Annotated in this window: 13 protein-coding genes and 2 rRNA genes; 12 read left to right on the forward strand and 3 right to left on the reverse strand. The window is 68.6% G+C overall.

What is annotated here, in order from left to right; genetic code table 11:
• Positions 1-208: 208 nt before the first annotated feature.
• Both OHO27_RS33430 and rrf read left to right on the forward strand, forming a co-directional pair.
• Positions 209-3325 (forward strand): 23S ribosomal RNA (locus OHO27_RS33430).
• A gap of 106 nt (positions 3326-3431) precedes the next feature.
• Positions 3432-3548: ribosomal RNA gene (gene rrf, locus OHO27_RS33435) — 5S ribosomal RNA — on the forward strand.
• Positions 3549-3637: 89 nt separating this feature from the next.
• Here the strand turns inward: rrf and OHO27_RS33440 are convergent.
• On the reverse strand, positions 3638-4750 hold the full coding sequence (locus OHO27_RS33440) for a hypothetical protein (protein ID WP_328430744.1): 1113 nt from the start codon (positions 4748-4750) through the stop codon (positions 3638-3640).
• 144 nt (positions 4751-4894) lie between these two features.
• On the opposite strand from OHO27_RS33440, the gene OHO27_RS33445 reads away from it, so the two are divergent.
• On the forward strand, positions 4895-5653 hold the full coding sequence (locus tag OHO27_RS33445) for a hypothetical protein (RefSeq protein WP_328430629.1): 759 nt from the start codon (positions 4895-4897) through the stop codon (positions 5651-5653).
• A gap of 54 nt (positions 5654-5707) precedes the next feature.
• Here the strand turns inward: OHO27_RS33445 and OHO27_RS33450 are convergent, their stop codons facing one another.
• On the reverse strand, positions 5708-7000 hold the full coding sequence (locus OHO27_RS33450) for a DUF1015 domain-containing protein (RefSeq protein ID WP_328428689.1): 1293 nt from the start codon (positions 6998-7000) through the stop codon (positions 5708-5710).
• Between the two features lie 72 nt (positions 7001-7072).
• Here OHO27_RS33450 and OHO27_RS33455 point away from each other — a divergent pair, with 72 nt between their 5' ends.
• From OHO27_RS33455 to OHO27_RS33470, 4 genes are all read left to right on the forward strand, one after another.
• Entirely contained in the window at positions 7073-8101 is a 1029-nt protein-coding gene (locus OHO27_RS33455) for an HAD hydrolase-like protein (protein WP_328428690.1), read from the forward strand.
• Positions 8102-8259: 158 nt separating this feature from the next.
• A complete protein-coding gene (locus tag OHO27_RS33460; protein WP_328428691.1) occupies positions 8260-9303 on the forward strand; it encodes a FecCD family ABC transporter permease in 1044 nt (347 codons plus the stop codon).
• Entirely contained in the window at positions 9300-10388 is a 1089-nt protein-coding gene (locus OHO27_RS33465; protein ID WP_443059646.1) for a FecCD family ABC transporter permease, read from the forward strand. Before OHO27_RS33460 ends, OHO27_RS33465 begins: the two co-directional genes overlap by 4 nt.
• The gene (locus OHO27_RS33470; protein ID WP_328428692.1) at positions 10385-11284 is read left to right on the forward strand and encodes an ABC transporter ATP-binding protein; all 900 of its coding nucleotides are present in this window, start codon (positions 10385-10387) and stop codon (positions 11282-11284) included. The genes OHO27_RS33465 and OHO27_RS33470 overlap by 4 nt, the downstream gene beginning before the upstream one ends.
• Positions 11285-11336: 52 nt before the next feature.
• Here OHO27_RS33470 and OHO27_RS33475 read toward each other — a convergent pair whose 3' ends face one another.
• Positions 11337-11684: an SCP2 sterol-binding domain-containing protein gene (locus tag OHO27_RS33475; RefSeq protein ID WP_328428693.1), complete on the reverse strand. Its 348-nt coding sequence runs from the start codon at positions 11682-11684 to the stop codon at positions 11337-11339.
• Between the two features lie 42 nt (positions 11685-11726).
• Here OHO27_RS33475 and OHO27_RS33480 point away from each other — a divergent pair, with 42 nt between their 5' ends.
• The 5 genes from OHO27_RS33480 to OHO27_RS33500 all read left to right on the forward strand — a co-directional run bounded on the left by OHO27_RS33480 (position 11727) and on the right by OHO27_RS33500 (position 16478).
• Complete coding sequence (locus OHO27_RS33480) at positions 11727-12044, forward strand: hypothetical protein (protein ID WP_328428694.1); 318 nt, start codon at positions 11727-11729, stop codon at positions 12042-12044.
• A 7-nt stretch (positions 12045-12051) separates the two neighbouring features.
• Entirely contained in the window at positions 12052-12867 is an 816-nt protein-coding gene (locus tag OHO27_RS33485; RefSeq protein WP_328428695.1) for a TlyA family RNA methyltransferase, read from the forward strand.
• Positions 12864-13769 (forward strand): NAD kinase, encoded by a 906-nt coding sequence (locus OHO27_RS33490; RefSeq protein ID WP_328428696.1) that lies wholly within the window; start codon positions 12864-12866, stop codon positions 13767-13769. Before OHO27_RS33485 ends, OHO27_RS33490 begins: the two co-directional genes overlap by 4 nt.
• Positions 13770-13979: 210 nt before the next feature.
• Positions 13980-15698 carry a DNA repair protein RecN gene (gene recN, locus OHO27_RS33495; RefSeq protein ID WP_328430631.1) on the forward strand — a complete coding sequence of 573 codons (1719 nt, stop codon included), beginning with the start codon at positions 13980-13982 and terminating at the stop codon, positions 15696-15698.
• A 27-nt stretch (positions 15699-15725) separates the two neighbouring features.
• Entirely contained in the window at positions 15726-16478 is a 753-nt protein-coding gene (locus tag OHO27_RS33500; RefSeq protein ID WP_328428697.1) for a hypothetical protein, read from the forward strand.
• The last annotated feature ends 78 nt before the right edge of the window (positions 16479-16556 follow it).

The raw sequence follows: 16556 nt of genomic DNA on the forward strand, positions 1-16556 counted from the left end.
CAGTCATCTCGGGCTGCCAGTACTGCTCTTCGGAGCGTGGAACGCTGATCACGAGTGGCGGGGGTGCCGGGCACGCTGTTGGGTGTCTGAAGTAACGGCCGTGAGGTTGTGCTTCGGTTGCCGGCGCCGGTGAAGCACTCCTGTTAAGGGGTGTGTGACGGTGTACTGGTCGTTGTTTGAGAACTGCACAGTGGACGCGAGCATCTGTGGCCAAGTTTTTAAGGGCGCACGGTGGATGCCTTGGTACCAGGAACCGATGAAGGACGTGGGAGGCCACGATAGTCCCCGGGGAGTCGTCAACCAGGCTTTGATCCGGGGGTTTCCGAATGGGGAAACCCGGCAGTCGTCATGGGCTGTCACCCTTGCCTGAACACATAGGGCAAGTGGAGGGAACGCGGGGAAGTGAAACATCTCAGTACCCGCAGGAAGAGAAAACAACCGTGATTCCGGGAGTAGTGGCGAGCGAAACCGGATGAGGCTAAACCGTATACGTGTGAGACCCGGCAGGGGTTGCGTATGCGGGGTTGTGGGATCTCTCTTCTGTTGTCTGCCGGCAACAGGACGAGTCAGAAACCGTTGATGTAGGCGAAGGACATGCGAAAGGTCCGGCGTAGAGGGTAAGACCCCCGTAGTCGAAACATCAGCGGCTCGTTTGAGAGACACCCAAGTAGCACGGGGCCCGAGAAATCCCGTGTGAATCTGGCGGGACCACCCGCTAAGCCTAAATATTCCCTGGTGACCGATAGCGGATAGTACCGTGAGGGAATGGTGAAAAGTACCCCGGGAGGGGAGTGAAATAGTACCTGAAACCGTGTGCCTACAAGCCGTGGGAGCGTCGGATACAGCTTGCTGTATCTCGTGACTGCGTGCCTTTTGAAGAATGAGCCTGCGAGTTTGCGGTGTGTTGCGAGGTTAACCCGTGTGGGGAAGCCGTAGCGAAAGCGAGTCCGAATAGGGCGGTTCAGTAGCGCGCTCAAGACCCGAAGCGGAGTGATCTAGCCATGGGCAGGTTGAAGCGGAGGTAAGACTTCGTGGAGGACCGAACCCACCAGGGTTGAAAACCTGGGGGATGACCTGTGGTTAGGGGTGAAAGGCCAATCAAACTCCGTGATAGCTGGTTCTCCCCGAAATGCATTTAGGTGCAGCGTCGTGTGTTTCTTGCCGGAGGTAGAGCACTGGATAGGCGATGGGCCCTACCGGGTTACTGACCTTAGCCAAACTCCGAATGCCGGTAAGTGAGAGCGCGGCAGTGAGACTGTGGGGGATAAGCTCCATGGTCGAGAGGGAAACAGCCCAGAGCATCGACTAAGGCCCCTAAGCGTACGCTAAGTGGGAAAGGATGTGGAGTCGCAGAGACAACCAGGAGGTTGGCTTAGAAGCAGCCACCCTTGAAAGAGTGCGTAATAGCTCACTGGTCTAGTGATTCCGCGCCGACAATGTAGCGGGGCTCAAGCGTACCGCCGAAGTCGTGTCATTGCAGCAATACGCCCAACGGCGGCTGTGATGGGTAGGGGAGCGTCGTGTGCCGGGTGAAGCCGCGCCGGAAGGCAGTGGTGGACGGTTCACGAGTGAGAATGCAGGCATGAGTAGCGATTCACACGTGAGAAACGTGTGCGCCGATTGACTAAGGGTTCCTGGGTCAAGCTGATCTGCCCAGGGTAAGTCGGGACCTAAGGCGAGGCCGACAGGCGTAGTCGATGGATAACCGGTTGATATTCCGGTACCCGCTGTGAAGCGTCAAACATTGAACCAGGCGATGCTAAGTCCGTGAAGCCGCCCTGGAGCCTTCGGGCAAAGGGGAGTGGTGGAGCCGACGGACCAGACCTGTAGTAGGTGAGTGATGGGGTGACGCAGGAAGGTAGTCCAGCCCGGGCGGTGGTTGTCCCGGGGTAAGGGTGTAGGCCGTGCGATAGGTAAATCCGTCGCACATGAGGCTGAGACCTGATGCCGAGCCGATTGTGGTGAAGTGGATGATCCTATGCTGTCGAGAAAAGCCTCTAGCGAGTTTCATGGCGGCCCGTACCCTAAACCGACTCAGGTGGTCAGGTAGAGAATACCGAGGCGTTCGGGTGAACTATGGTTAAGGAACTCGGCAAAATGCCCCCGTAACTTCGGGAGAAGGGGGCCATCACCGGTGATCCGATTTACTCGGTGAGCTGGGGGTGGCCGCAGAGACCAGCGAGAAGCGACTGTTTACTAAAAACACAGGTCCGTGCGAAGCCGTAAGGCGATGTATACGGACTGACGCCTGCCCGGTGCTGGAACGTTAAGGGGACCGGTTAGTCAGGATTCGTCCTGGCGAAGCTGAGAACTTAAGCGCCAGTAAACGGCGGTGGTAACTATAACCATCCTAAGGTAGCGAAATTCCTTGTCGGGTAAGTTCCGACCTGCACGAATGGCGTAACGACTTCTCGACTGTCTCAACCATAGGCCCGGTGAAATTGCACTACGAGTAAAGATGCTCGTTTCGCGCAGCAGGACGGAAAGACCCCGGGACCTTTACTACAGTTTGATATTGGTGTTCGGTTCGGCTTGTGTAGGATAGGTGGGAGACTGTGAACTCTGGACGCCAGTTCAGGGGGAGTCATCGTTGAAATACCACTCTGGTCGTGCTGGATGTCTAACCTGGGTCCGTGATCCGGATCAGGGACAGTGTCTGATGGGTAGTTTAACTGGGGCGGTTGCCTCCTAAAGAGTAACGGAGGCGCCCAAAGGTTCCCTCAGCCTGGTTGGCAATCAGGTGTTGAGTGTAAGTGCACAAGGGAGCTTGACTGTGAGACCGACGGGTCGAGCAGGGACGAAAGTCGGGACTAGTGATCCGGCGGTGGCTTGTGGAAGCGCCGTCGCTCAACGGATAAAAGGTACCCCGGGGATAACAGGCTGATCTTCCCCAAGAGTCCATATCGACGGGATGGTTTGGCACCTCGATGTCGGCTCGTCGCATCCTGGGGCTGGAGTCGGTCCCAAGGGTTGGGCTGTTCGCCCATTAAAGCGGTACGCGAGCTGGGTTTAGAACGTCGTGAGACAGTTCGGTCCCTATCCGCTGCGCGCGCAGGAATATTGAGAAGGGCTGTCCCTAGTACGAGAGGACCGGGACGGACGAACCTCTGGTGTGCCAGTTGTTCTGCCAAGGGCATGGCTGGTTGGCTACGTTCGGGAGGGATAACCGCTGAAAGCATCTAAGCGGGAAGCCTGCTTCGAGATGAGTATTCCCACCCACTTGATGGGGTAAGGCTCCCAGTAGACGACTGGGTTGATAGGCCGGATCTGGAAGCACGGTAACGTGTGGAGGTGACCGGTACTAATAGGCCGAGGGCTTGTCCATAGATGCTCGCGTCCACTGTGTTAGTTCTGAGGCAACGACCGTTGCCGGTTTCTTGAGCAGAACAGACAAAAGAAAAGTGTGCTTGTTCGCTCGAAACCATTAGGGTTTCGGTGGTTATAGCGTGAGGGAAACGCCCGGTTACATTTCGAACCCGGAAGCTAAGCCTTACAGCGCCGATGGTACTGCAGGGGGGACCCTGTGGGAGAGTAGGACGCCGCCGAACAATCTTTGGGAAGGACCCCTGGTCACCAGCGTTCAGCTGGGACCAGGGGTCCTTTGTTTTTACAATGCTTGCGGTACCGAAGACAGGAGTCACCGATGTCCACCAACTCTCCCGACGATCGACCGGAGCGCGAACCGCGGCGACGGGACAGTGGTGACCGCGGCGACCGGGGTGATCGAGGCGGTTACCGAGGCGGCGACCGTAGCGGCGACCGTGGCGGGGTTCGTCGCGACAACGACCGTGGTGGCTACGGGCGTCGTGACGATCGCCGTAGTGACGACCGGGGCGGCGACCGCGGTGGCTTCCGCCGTGACGACCGGCGCGATGACCGGCGTGACGATCGTCGTGGCGATGACCGCGGTGGCATCCGGCGGGACGACAACCGTGGCGGTGGCTACGGCCGGCGCGACGACCGTGGCGGCGACCGGCGTGAAGGCGATCGGGGCCCCCGTCCGCCGTTCCGTAGGGACGACCGTTCCCCTGGGCCGCGTCGAGACGACCGTGACCGTGGCGCCCGTCGCGAGGGCGATCGTCCGTCCTTCCGTCGTGACGACCGGGGGGAGCGTCGCGACGACGAGCGTGGCGGTTTCGGCCGGCGCGATGACCGTCGTGGCGATGACCGTGGCAGCTTCCGGCGGGACGACAACCGTGGTGGCGGTTTCGGCTGGCGCGACGACCGTGGCGGCGATCGTCGTAGCGACGACCGTCGCGAGGGTGACCGCGGCGGTTTCCGGCGCGACGACCGGGACCGTGGGTTCCGTGGCGACGACCGTGACCGTGGCTTCCGGCGTGACGATCGCCGTGACGACCGTCGTGGTGACGACCGCGGTGGCGACCGACGGGACTTCCGGCGGGATGACCGGCGCGACGACCGACGTGGTGACGACCGCGGTGGCGACCGACGGGACTTCCGGCGGGATGACCGGCGCGACGACCGACGTGGCGATGACCGCGGTGGGTTCCGTCGCGACGACCGCCGGGACGACCGGCGTGACGACCGACGTGGCGATGACCGCGGTGGGTTCCGTCGCGACGACCGCCGGGACGACCGGCGTGACGACCGACGTGGCGATGACCGCGGTGGGTTCCGCCGGGATGACCGGCGTGACGACCGACGTGGCGATGACCGTGGTGGCTTCCGGCGGGATGACAGCCGGGGCGACCGTGGTGGGTTCCGTGGGCGTGACGACCGTGGCGGTCATGGGCCCCGTCGGGACGACCGCGGCGGGCGTCCCGGAGGGTTCCGTGGGCGTGACGATCGGCGGGATGACCGGCGCGACGACCGACGTGGCGGTGGCCGGTTCCGTGATGAGCGGGATCGGGCGGACCGTGAGCCGATCAAGCGGCTGCCGATCCCGGAGGACGTCACGGGTGACGAGATCGACAAGGACGTACGGCAGGAGCTGCAGAGCCTACCGAAGACGCTCGCGGAGGACGTCGCCAAGAACCTGGTGATGGTCGCGCGGCTCATCGACGAGGACCCCGAGGGCGCGTACGGCTACTCCAAGGTTGCCCTTCGGCTGGCGTCGCGTGTCGCGGCCGTACGAGAGGCGGCCGGGTTCGCGGCGTACGCGAACCAGAAGTACGCCGAGGCGCTTGCCGAGTTCCGGGCGGCGCGGCGGATGAGCGGTGGCGTGGAGCTGTGGCCGCTGATGGCCGACTGCGAGCGTGGGCTCGGGCGGCCGGAGAAGGCGCTGGACATGGCCGGCGCGGCCGAGGCGCACAAGCTGGACAAGGCCGGGCAGGTCGAGATGCGGCTCGTCGCGGCCGGCGCTCGGCGTGACATGGGGCAGCTGGACGCGGCCATCGTGACGCTGCAGAGCCCCGAGCTGGCCTCCAACGCCGTACAGCCGTGGACCGCGCGGCTGCGGTACGCCTACGCGGACGCGCTGATGGCCGCCGGGCGGCAGGGTGAGGCGCGCGAATGGTTCGCCAAGGCCGTCGAGGCGGACAAGGACGGCAGCACGGATGCCTCCGACCGGCTCGCCGAGTTGGACGGTGTCGAGTTCGTCGACGCCTTCGACGAGGGCGAGAGCGAGGGCGAGAGCGACGACATCCGTGAGGAGCAGGCTCAGGCCGATCCCGAAGAGGGCGGCAAGGAGTGAGCTGCGTGTGACTTGAAGGGCGGGATCCCGGGCCGGGGTCCCGCCCTTTTGCGTTCACCCGTCCAGGGTGCGCAGGACCAGGCCCGAGGCCGGCTTCGGGCCGAACGACGTCGACTTGCGGGGCATCGTGACGCCCTGGCGGGCCAGGTCGCGGACGACGTCCTCGCGGACCGGGTGCATCAGGACGGCCGTGCCGCCGTCGCGTTCCGCCTTTTTGACGGTGGCGGCGGTGTCGTGGATGTAGGCGATGCGGTTGGGGTCGTCCTCGGGGATGTGCCAGACGTGGGCGAGGAGTGCGGCGTGCAGGACGGTGGCGTCCAGGGTGCGCCAGGCTGCGGGGCGGTCGGCGGGGACCGTGCGGTCGAGGAGGGCCGGGTCGGGGTCGTCGACGAGGTGGAAGGCGCCGTCTCCGGCGAGGAGGTAGGCGTTGCCCGCGCAGGCCGCGTCGGCCAGCGCCTCCAGGGCCTCGGCAAGCGGGACTTCGAGGCGGCGCACGCGGAAGTGACCGTCGAGGGCGGCCAGGGCGTCCGGCACCGGAAGGTCGTGCAGGAGGCGGTGGATGGCTCGGACGCGGAGGGGGTAGCGGGCCGTGTCGACGAGGAGGACCAGGCCGTAGTCCCAGGGGCTGGGGGAGCCGTGCTCCGCGCGTAGACGTCGGTATGTCGCCCAGCGGTGATGGCCGTCGGCGATCAGGGCCTGGTGGAGGGTCAGGCCGGACTGGACGCGGGCCAGGTCGGCCGGGTCGGTGATCGACCACAGGCGGTGGCTGAAGCCGTCCTCCGTGGTGGTCGCGAAGAGCGGCGGGCGTTCGACCGTGCGCTCGATGACGGCGGTCGTGTCGGTCGCCGTGCCGTTGCCGCGGTAGGTCAGCAGCAGCGGCTCGAGGTTCGCCGAGGTGGCGCGCATCAGAGCCGCTCTGTCGGCGACCACGTGCGGCATGACGTCCTCGTGCGGCAGGACGAGGCCCTCCGAGGGCTCCGTCACGCGCAGGGCGCCGATGACGCCGCGCTGCAGCATGCCCTCGCCGTCACACTGCTCGTAGACGTACAGGCCGGGCTCGGGGTCGGCGGTCAGCACGCCTTCCGACAGCCAGCGGCGCAGGGTCGTCGCGGCCTGGTTGTTGCGGGCGTCCGCGGTGTCGGCCTGAGGGAGAATCAGCCGCACGATGTTGTACGGGTCCGCGTCCTGGAGATGGTTCAGGCCGTCGGGACGGACGACGACGTCGTACGGAGGCGATGTCACGGCGGCCAGGTTGCCGACCCGGTCGGGGTCGTAGCGAAGGCCTCGGAACGGGGTGAGTTCGAGGCCTCGGCGCGCCGTTGCTTCCTGGTGACCTGCTGTGTTCATCCCGGCATCGTACGGGTGTCAGTGGCATGGGGGATGATCTAAGGAAAGCCGTCGAACGAGGAGCGATGTGGAATGAGCCAGAGCGTCAGGAGGAGGCCGGAGGGCAGTGGCCAGGCTCTGAGCGAGGCGTACGACACGGCGCTGCTCGACCTCGACGGTGTGGTGTACGCCGGGGGCAACGCGATCGTGCATGCCGTCGGGTCGCTGGCCACGGCCCGTGCGGGCGGGATGCACCTTGCGTATGTCACGAACAACGCCCTGCGGACTCCGGACGTCGTGGCCGCGCATCTGACCGCGCTGGGGATACCCACGGGGGCGGACGACGTCATCACCTCGGCGCAGGCGGTCGCGCGGCTGATCAGTGAGCAGGTGCCGACGGGCGCCCGGGTGCTGGTGATCGGCGGGGAGGGACTGCGGGTGGCGTTGCGCGAGCGCGGGCTGGAGCCGGTGGAGTCGGCGGACGACGATCCGGCGGCCGTCGTGCAGGGGTACGGCGGGCCGGAGCTGGCGTGGGGGCGGTTCGCGGAGGCGTGCTTCGCCATCGCGCGCGGGGTGCCGTGGTTCGCGTCCAACACCGACCTGACGATTCCGAGCGCGCGCGGGATCGCGCCGGGCAACGGGGCGGCGGTGGAGGTCGTGCGCATCGCCACCGGCGCCGAGCCACAGGTGGCGGGCAAGCCATTGCCCCCCATGCACCGGGAGACCATCCTGCGCACCGGCGCCGAGCGGCCGCTGGTCGTCGGGGACCGGCTGGACACGGACATCGAGGGCGCGTTCAACGGGGACGTCGACTCGTTGCTCGTGCTGACCGGGGTGACCGATGGCGCGCAGCTGCTTGCCGCGCCGCCGCAGCACCGGCCGACTTATGTCGACGCCGATCTGCGCGGGTTGCTCACCGGGCAGCCGGAGGTCGCCGAGGACGGAGAAGGATTCCGGTGCGGTGGCTGGACGGCGACCGCCCGCGTGGACCGGCTGGAACTCGCCGGTGACGGCGAGGCCTTGGACGGGCTGCGGGCGCTGTGTGCGGCGGCCTGGACCGCGGCCGGGGAGGGCTCGTGCGCGCTGGACGCGGGCAAGGAGCTGGCGCGGCTGGGGTTGTGACCTCGTAGGGAAGCACGTGGCCCGGGATGTGACGCCGCGGGGAGGGAATGTGGCCGGGGTTGTGACGCCGTACGGCGGCATCGTGACCTTGTACGGCGGCAGCGTGACCATGTACGGCCGGATCGTGGCTGAATGGGAGGGTAGGCTAACCTAACTGCGTGTTGGTCGACAGTCCTCCTGAACAGCGCGCGGAGTCCCAGTCCGCGCCCCCAACCCGACGGGCGATACGTGCCGTTGGGTTGCTCGTCTCTGTCCTGATTCTGGTGGTCGCCGTTCTGGCGAGCATCGCGATCGGGGCGAAACAGCTGTCCCTGGGGGAGGTCTGGCACGGACTGTTCGAGAGTTCCGGGACCTACGGCGACGTCGTGGTCGACGACCGGATCTCGCGCACTGTCCTCGGACTGCTGGCCGGCGCCGCGCTCGGTCTCGCCGGGGCGGTGCTGCAGGCGCTCACCCGCAATCCGCTCGCCGACCCCGGGCTGCTCGGCATCAACGCGGGCGCGTCCGCCGCGGTTGTCACCGCCATCACGTTCTTCGGTGTCACCAGCCTCAGTGGCTATGTCTGGTTCGCCTTCCTCGGCGCGGCAGCGGTCGGGGCGTTGGTGTGGTTCCTCGGCGGCAGTCGGGGCGCCACACCGGTGCGGCTCGCGCTCGCCGGTACGGCGATCAGCGCCGCGCTCTACGGCTATCTCCAGGCCGTGATGATCATGGACGACGCGGCGCTGAACAAGATGCGCTTCTGGACGGTCGGTTCGCTGACCTCGGCGACGGACTCGACCATCAGGCAGGTGCTGCCGTTCCTCGTCGTGGGCGTGGTCCTCGCCCTGGCCCTCGCCCGGCCGCTCAACGCCATGGAGATGGGCGACGACACCGCCAAGGCTCTCGGCGCCAACCTGAACCGGACCCGGGTGCTGTCGATGCTCGCCGCGACCGTGCTGTGCGGCGCCGCGACCGCGGCCTGCGGGCCGATCGTGTTCGTCGGCCTGATGGTGCCGCATGTCGTGCGGTCCTTCACCGGCCCTGACCTGCGCTGGATCCTGCCGTATGCGGCCGTCCTGTCGCCTGTGCTGCTGCTCGGCGCCGACGTGCTCGGCCGGACCGTCACCCGGCCCGCCGAACTCCAGGTCGGCATCGTCACCGCGATCCTCGGCGGACCGGTCTTCATCTTTCTCGTACGACGGCGGAGGACGGCCCAGCTGTGAGGACCGCAGTGAAGAGCGAAGCCAAGACCGAGGCGCCGGCGGCGAGCACCCGCGCCTCCCGTGCCGTGCGGACGCCGGGCGGGATCTCCGTCCGGCTGGACGTGCGGGCGCTGACGGCCGTCGTCCTGTTGCTGCTCGCCGCGCTCGCCGCGAGCGTCCTGCTGATCGGCACCGGCGACTTCCCGATCTCGGCGGGCGACGTGCTCAAGACGCTGGCCGGAAACGGCAACGCGGGGCAGGAGTTCATCGTCAACGAACTGCGGCTGCCGAGGGTCCTGGTCGGGCTTCTGGTCGGTGCCGCGCTCGGTCTCGGCGGGGCGCTGTTCCAGGCGTTGTCCCGCAACCCGCTGGGCAGCCCGGACATCCTCGGCCTCGGGCAGGGGGCCACGGCCGGGGCGCTCGTGGTGATCGTGCTGTTCTCCGGGGACTCCGCCCAGGTCACCGTCGGAGCGCTCGTGGGCGGACTCGCGACCGGGCTCGCCATCTATCTGCTCGCCTGGAAGCGGGGTGTGCACGGTTACCGACTGGTCCTGGTCGGTATCGGCATGTCCGCGATCATGACTGCGGTCAACGGCTATCTGCTGACCAAGGCCGACCTCGTCGACGCGGCCCGCGCGGTCGTGTGGATGACCGGCTCCCTCAGCGGTCGTGACTGGGCCCAGGTCTGGCCGCTGCTCGCGCTGTGCGTCGTCCTCGTGCCGCTCGTCCTCGCCAATGCGCGCGGGCTGCGGATGATGGAGATGGGCGACGACGTCTCGTACGCCCTCGGAGTGCGTGTCGAACGCGTACGGCTGCTGCTGATGCTGGCCGCCGTGCTGCTCACCGCGGCCGCCACCGCCGCCGCCGGACCCGTCAGTTTCGTGGCGCTGACCGCCCCGCAGCTCGCCCGGCGCCTGACCCGCTCGCCCGGGCCGAACCTGCTGCCCTCGCTGTGCATGGGCGCCGCCCTCCTCGTCACCGCCGACTGGATCTCCCAGCGGGTCTTCGGCGCCGACCAGATGCCCGTGGGCGTGGTCACGGGCATGCTCGGCGGCGTATACCTGCTCTGGCTGCTGGTCACCGAGCGCAAGGCGGGCCGGATATGAGGCCCGGCAGCAACGGCAACGAGAGCCTCAGCAACGGGCTGAACAACCCAAGGAGCACTGTGAACCGCCTGTCCGCCGACAACGTCACCCTCGCCTACGACCAGCGGGTCATCGCCGAGCAGCTGTCGGTGGAGATACCCGACAACTCCTTCACCGTGATCGTCGGCCCGAACGCGTGCGGCAAGTCCACGCTGCTGCGGGCGCTGTCACGGATGCTCAAGCCCACCCAGGGCCGGGTCCTGCTCGACGGGTCGGTCATCCAGTCGATGCCGGCGAAGAAGGTCGCGCGCACGCTGGGGCTGCTGCCGCAGTCGTCGATCGCACCGGACGGGATCACCGTCGCCGACCTGGTGGGCCGCGGCCGGTACCCGCACCAGGGGATCCTGCGCCAGTGGTCGACCGAGGACGAGCGGGTCGTACAGGAGTCGATGGAGCAGACCGGTGTCGCCGAGCTCGCGGATCGCTATGTCGACGAACTGTCCGGCGGTCAGCGGCAGCGCGTGTGGATCGCTATGGCGCTCGCCCAGCAGACGCCGCTGCTGCTGCTCGACGAGCCGACGACCTACCTCGACATCCAGCACCAGATCGACGTCCTCGACCTGTGCGCCCAACTGCACGAGGAGCAGGGGCGGACGCTGGTCGCCGTGCTGCACGATCTGAACCACGCCGCCCGGTACGCCACGCACCTCATCGCCCTGCGCGAAGGGGAGATCATCGCCGAGGGCGCGCCGAACGACATCGTGACGGCCGGGCTGGTCGAGGACGTCTTCGGGCTGCGATGCCAGGTCATCGACGACCCCGAGACGGGAACACCGCTGGTGGTTCCGGCGGCGCGCAAGGCGCGGGTCGGGGACAAGGCGGACGTCACGAAGGTGGCCGCCACGGAAGCCTCCTGAGGTGACTCGGAGAAGCCTCCTGAGCTGACTTGAGGAAACGTCCTGAGGTGTCTTAAAGAATCTTCCTGAGGAGCAGCAGGTCGCGCAGGCCCGCGTGCAGCTTCACCCGGCCCGAGCCCCACGCCCTGGCGAAGTTCAGCTCGCCGTCGACCATGGCGACCAGGTCTTCGCCGGTCATGCTCAGCCTGATCTGGGCCTTCTCGCGAGGCGGCCCCTGGAGCGTGTCGTGGACCTGGATGCGGCCGCCCGCCATGCGGCCGGCGAAGGTGACGTCCAGGTCGGTGATGTGGCAGCTCACCGAGCGGTCCAGGGCAGCGGCCGAGCGGACGTCCCCTTCGGCGCGCTGCATGTTGTCCGAGAGCTTTTCGAGTGCGGCGCGGCACTCCTCAGTCGTGGCCATCGCGATCGACGGTACCCCAGCGGTTCGGGGTAGCGTCTGGGCATGAGCGACACAGTTCCGCGGACGGAGGTCCCGGAGGAGACCGAGGCCGAGGCCGGACAGGTGACCGACCCCGGGCTCGCGATCGAACCCGAGTACGACCCCGCCGCCCCCGCCCCGCTGAACGTCCCCCGCACCCCCACCGGCCACGCCGACGTCGACGCGCAGTTGGAGCGGCTCGGCGATGCCGACCACCTCGCCACGGACGGGCACCTGGAGGTGTACGAGGATGTACACCTGGGGCTGCGCGACGTGCTCACCGCGCTCGACGCCCGCCCGGGACCTCCGGCGCCCCCGTCGACGTATGGGACTAGGAGCTGAACCGAAAGTGGCAGGAGTCGCACGCCGCCGTCTTGACGCGGAGCTGGTCCGCCGGAAGCTTGCGCGCTCGCGCGAGCACGCCAGCCAGCTGATCGCCGCAGGGCGGGTCACCGTCGGCAAGACCGTCGCGACCAAGCCGGCCACGCAGGTGGAGACCGCGGCGGCGATCGTCGTCGTCGCCGACGGCAGCGATCCCGAGTACGTGTCCCGGGGAGGGCACAAGCTCGCGGGCGCTTTGGAGGTCTTCGTACCCCAGGGTCTGGCGGTCGAAGGGCGGCGGGCGCTCGATGCCGGGGCGTCCACCGGCGGGTTCACCGATGTGCTGCTGCGGGCCGGAGCCGCCCAGGTCGTCGCCGTCGACGTCGGATACGGACAACTCGCCTGGACTCTCCAAAGCGATGAACGCGTGACCGTCAAAGACCGTACGAACGTACGCGAGTTGACGCTCGAAGCGATCGATGGGGAACCAGTGGATCTTGTCGTGGGGGATCTGTCCTTCATCCCGCTCGGACTGGTGCTGCCCGCCCTGGTGCGGTGCGTGAAGCCGGACGCCGATCTGGTGATGATGGTCAAGCCACAGTTCGAGGTGGGGAAGGAGCGGCTGGGCAGCGGCGGGGTCGTCCGCAGTCCCGAGCTGCGGGCCGAGGCCGTGCGCGGCGTGGCCGAGAAGGCATGGGAACTCGGGCTCGGGGTGAAGGGGGTCACGGCGAGTCCGTTGCCCGGACCCTCCGGGAATGTCGAGTACTTTCTGTGGCTGCGGACCGGGGCGCCCGCTCTGGACCCGGCCGACGTTGACCGTGCAGTTGCGGAGGGGCCGCGTTGACACAGAACCGAGCTCGTACTGTTTTTCTGCTCGCCCACACAGGGCGGCCCGCGGCCATTCGCAGCGCCGAGCTGGTGGTCAAGGGGCTGCTGCGGGAGGGCATCGGGGTGCGCGTCCTGGAGTACGAGGCCGCCGACCTGCCGCTGCCGGACGAGGTGGAGCTCGTCAAGGAGGCGACTGCCCAGTGCCTCGACGGGTGCGAGCTGCTGATAGTGCTGGGCGGCGACGGGACGCTGCTGCGGGGCGCCGAGTTCGCCCGTGCGTCCGGGGTGCCGATGCTGGGTGTGAACCTCGGGCGGGTCGGGTTCCTCGCGGAGGCCGAGCGCGACGATCTCGACAAGGTTGTCGACCGGGTCGTCACCAAGGCGTACGAGGTCGAGGAACGGATGACCGTCGACGTCGTCGTGCATCAGAACGGCGACATCGTGCACACGGACTGGGCGCTGAACGAGGCGGCCGTGCAGAAGGCGGGCGCCGAGAAGCTGCTCGAGGTCGTGCTGGAGATCGACGGGCGGCCGGTGACGGGGTTCGGGTGCGACGGGATCGTGCTGTCCACGCCGACGGGGTCCACGGCGTATGCCTTCTCGGCGGGTGGGCCTGTGGTGTGGCCCGAGGTCGAGGCGTTGTTGATGGTGCCGATCAGTGCGCATGCGTTGTTCGCGAAGCCATTGGTTACTTCGCCGGATTCCGTCTTGGCGGTGGAGGTTCTGCCTCACATTCCTCCGGGGGTGTTGTGGTGTGACGGGCGGCGGACCGTCGAGTTGCCGCCGGGGGCGCGGGTCGAGGTGCGGCGGGGGGCTGTGCCCGTGCGGTTGGCTCGGCTGCATCACGCGTCGTTCACTGACCGGCTTGTGGCGAAGTTCGCCTTGCCGGTTTCCGGATGGCGAGGGGCGCCTCACTAGCCCTTTGTAGGGGGTGGTGGGGGACTCGTGGCGGCTGCGGGTGGTTCGTGGTTGCTCGCGCAGTTCCCCGCGCCCCTGGGCGGCGTTGCACTCGGCCGGGTGACTTGTGCGGTCGATGCACATTCGTCACCTGCACCTTCACATCATCGGGCCGGGGGCCGTCGCACTTCCCCGTGCTGACCTCGTAAGGTCGTGTCCGTGTTGGAGGAGATGCGGATACGGTCGCTCGGAGTCATCGACGACGCTGTCGTCGAGTTGTCACCGGGGTTCACAGCCGTCACCGGTGAGACGGGTGCGGGCAAGACCATGGTGGTCACCAGCCTCGGGCTGCTGCTGGGTGGGCGTGCCGACCCGGCGCTCGTGAGGATCGGGGCCGACAAGGCGGTCGTGGAGGGGCGGATCACCGTCGCCGCGGGCGCGTCGGCCTTCGTGCGGGCCGAGGAGGCCGGGGCCGAGCTCGATGACGGGGCCCTGCTGATCAGCCGTACCGTTTCCGCCGAGGGGCGGTCACGGGCGCACGTGGGCGGGCGAAGCGTGCCTGTGGGGCTGCTCGCCGACCTCGCCGACGACCTCGTGGCGGTGCACGGGCAGACGGACCAGCAGGGCCTGTTGAAGCTGACCCGGCAGCGGCAGGCGCTCGACCGGTACGCCGGTGACGCCGTCGCCGTGCCGCTCGCCAAGTACGGCGAGGCGTACCGGCGGCTGCGGGCGGTCTCCGTCGAGCTCGACGAGATCACCACGCGCGCGCGTGAGCGGGCTCAGGAAGCCGACATGCTGCGGTTCGGGCTCGACGAGATCGCCGGTGTCGAGCCGCGCGCCGGGGAGGACGTGGAGCTCGCGGAGGAGGCCGAGCGGCTCGGGCACGCGGAGGCGCTGTCGTCGGCCGCCACGGCCGGGCACGCCGCGCTGGCCGGCAACCCGGAGGACCCCGAGGGCATCGACGCGGCGACGCTCGTCGCGGGCGCGCAGCGGGCCCTGGACGCCGTCCGGTCGCACGATCCGGCGCTGGCCGCGCTGGCCGACCGGATCGGCGAGATCGGGATCCTGCTGGGCGATGTCGCCGGGGAGTTGGCGGGGTACGCCGACGACCTGGACGCCGATCCCCTGAGGCTCGCGGCCGTCGAGGAACGGCGGGCCGCGCTGAACGCGCTCACACGGAAGTACGGCGAGGACGTCGCCACCGTGCTCACCTGGGCCGAGGAGAGCAGCCGGCGGCTGACCGAGCTGGACAGCGACGACGAGCGCATCGACGAGCTGACCGCCGAGCGGGACGGGCTGCGGGCCGAGCTGGGCGGGCTGGCGCAGGCGTTGACCGATGCGCGGGCGGAGGCCGCCGAGCGCTTCGCCGCCGCCGTGACGGCGGAGCTGGCCTCGCTGGCGATGCCGCACGCGCGCGTGTCCTTCGACATCCGGCAGACCGAGGATCCGCAGGGCGTGGAGGTCGGTGGGCGCGCGGTCGCCTACGGGCCCTCGGGTGTGGACGAGGTCGAGCTGCTGCTCGCCCCGCACCCGGGAGCACCGCCCCGGCCGATCGCCAAGGGCGCGTCCGGCGGTGAGCTGTCGCGTGTGATGCTCGCCGTCGAGGTCGTGTTCGCGGGGACCGATCCCGTGCCGACGTATCTCTTCGACGAGGTCGACGCCGGTGTCGGCGGCAAGGCGGCCGTGGAGATCGGCCGGCGGCTGGCCCGGCTGGCCAGGACCGCGCAGGTCGTCGTGGTGACCCACCTGCCGCAGGTGGCCGCCTTCGCCGACCGGCAGCTGCTCGTCGAGAAGACCAACGACGGGTCGGTCACCCGGTCCGGCGTGAAGGTCCTGGAGGGCGAGGAGCGGATCCGGGAGCTGTCCCGGATGCTCGCCGGTCAGGAGGACTCGGAGACGGCCCGCGCGCACGCGGAGGAGCTGCTGGAGACGGCCAGGGCGGACGGGTAGCCCGGCGGCGGACCGTAGGGTGGCCGGATGATCAAGCAAGCCGTCTCCTTCGGCCTCTCCGCCGCCCTCACCCGCGCCGCCGTCGCCGCCCTGCGTGCCAAGGTCCCCGGCGGCCGTGACCGCTGGGAGCGGAAGAACTACGCGGGCCGGACCGTGGAGTTGTACGCCGGGCCCGCCTCGGCCCTGGCGGCTGCGGTGGCCGTGGGACGGGTCGCGCCGACTGCCGGGGTCGCCGTGGCCGTGGCCGGAGCCTGCGGGGCGTATGACGACGTCGTGGGGGACGGTGACCCCCGGCGCGGGATCCGGGCGCATCTCTCCGCGCTCCGGGACGGCGAAGTGACCAGTGGGGCGGTCAAGTTGTTCGGGATCTCCGCCGCCGGGCTCGTCGCGGGGGCGGTCCTCAAGGAGCGGCCCCTGGACAAGCTGCTCGCGGGCGTCGTGATCGCCGGTGCCGCGCACTTCGTCAACCTCGTGGACGTGCGGCCGGGGCGGGCCGCAGCCGCGGTGTTCGCGCTCGGTGCGCCGGGGCTGTTGCGCCCGGGGCCCGGTGCCGAGTCGGCCGCCGGTGCCATGGGGGCCGCGGCGGCCGTACTGCCCGACGACCTCGGGGAGCGGGCGATGATCGGCGACACCGGTGCGCACGCGCTGGGCGCGGCCCTCGGGACGGCTGTCGTGGCCGGGAACGGACGCGCCGGGCTGGTCGCGCACGCCGCTGCGGTCGTCGTCGCGGCGGTGTACGGCGACAAGGTGAGTGGTCTCGCCCGCAGGGCGGTCGGGTGACGCGCCGCAGGTCGCGGAGCGTGCCCCGCGCGCGCATGTTCGGCCACGATCCCCACCCGGCCTCACTCGTGCAGGTGA

This window comes from Streptomyces sp. NBC_00443 (assembly GCF_036014175.1).
Lineage (GTDB): Bacteria > Actinomycetota > Actinomycetes > Streptomycetales > Streptomycetaceae > Streptomyces.

Coding starts and splice junctions, on each gene's coding strand:
- OHO27_RS33440 (WP_328430744.1), bottom strand. CDS start 4,750: ATGACCGCCACGGTCGTCACGCCCACGGAACCCACCACGGTCGCCCCG.
- OHO27_RS33450 (WP_328428689.1), bottom strand. CDS start 7,000: ATGAACACAGCAGGTCACCAGGAAGCAACGGCGCGCCGAGGCCTCGAA.
- OHO27_RS33455 (WP_328428690.1), top strand. CDS start 7,073: ATGAGCCAGAGCGTCAGGAGGAGGCCGGAGGGCAGTGGCCAGGCTCTG.
- OHO27_RS33470 (WP_328428692.1), top strand. CDS start 10,385: ATGAGGCCCGGCAGCAACGGCAACGAGAGCCTCAGCAACGGGCTGAAC.
- OHO27_RS33475 (WP_328428693.1), bottom strand. CDS start 11,684: ATGGCCACGACTGAGGAGTGCCGCGCCGCACTCGAAAAGCTCTCGGAC.
- OHO27_RS33480 (WP_328428694.1), top strand. CDS start 11,727: ATGAGCGACACAGTTCCGCGGACGGAGGTCCCGGAGGAGACCGAGGCC.
- recN (WP_328430631.1), top strand. CDS start 13,980: ATGCGGATACGGTCGCTCGGAGTCATCGACGACGCTGTCGTCGAGTTG.
- OHO27_RS33500 (WP_328428697.1), top strand. CDS start 15,726: ATGATCAAGCAAGCCGTCTCCTTCGGCCTCTCCGCCGCCCTCACCCGC.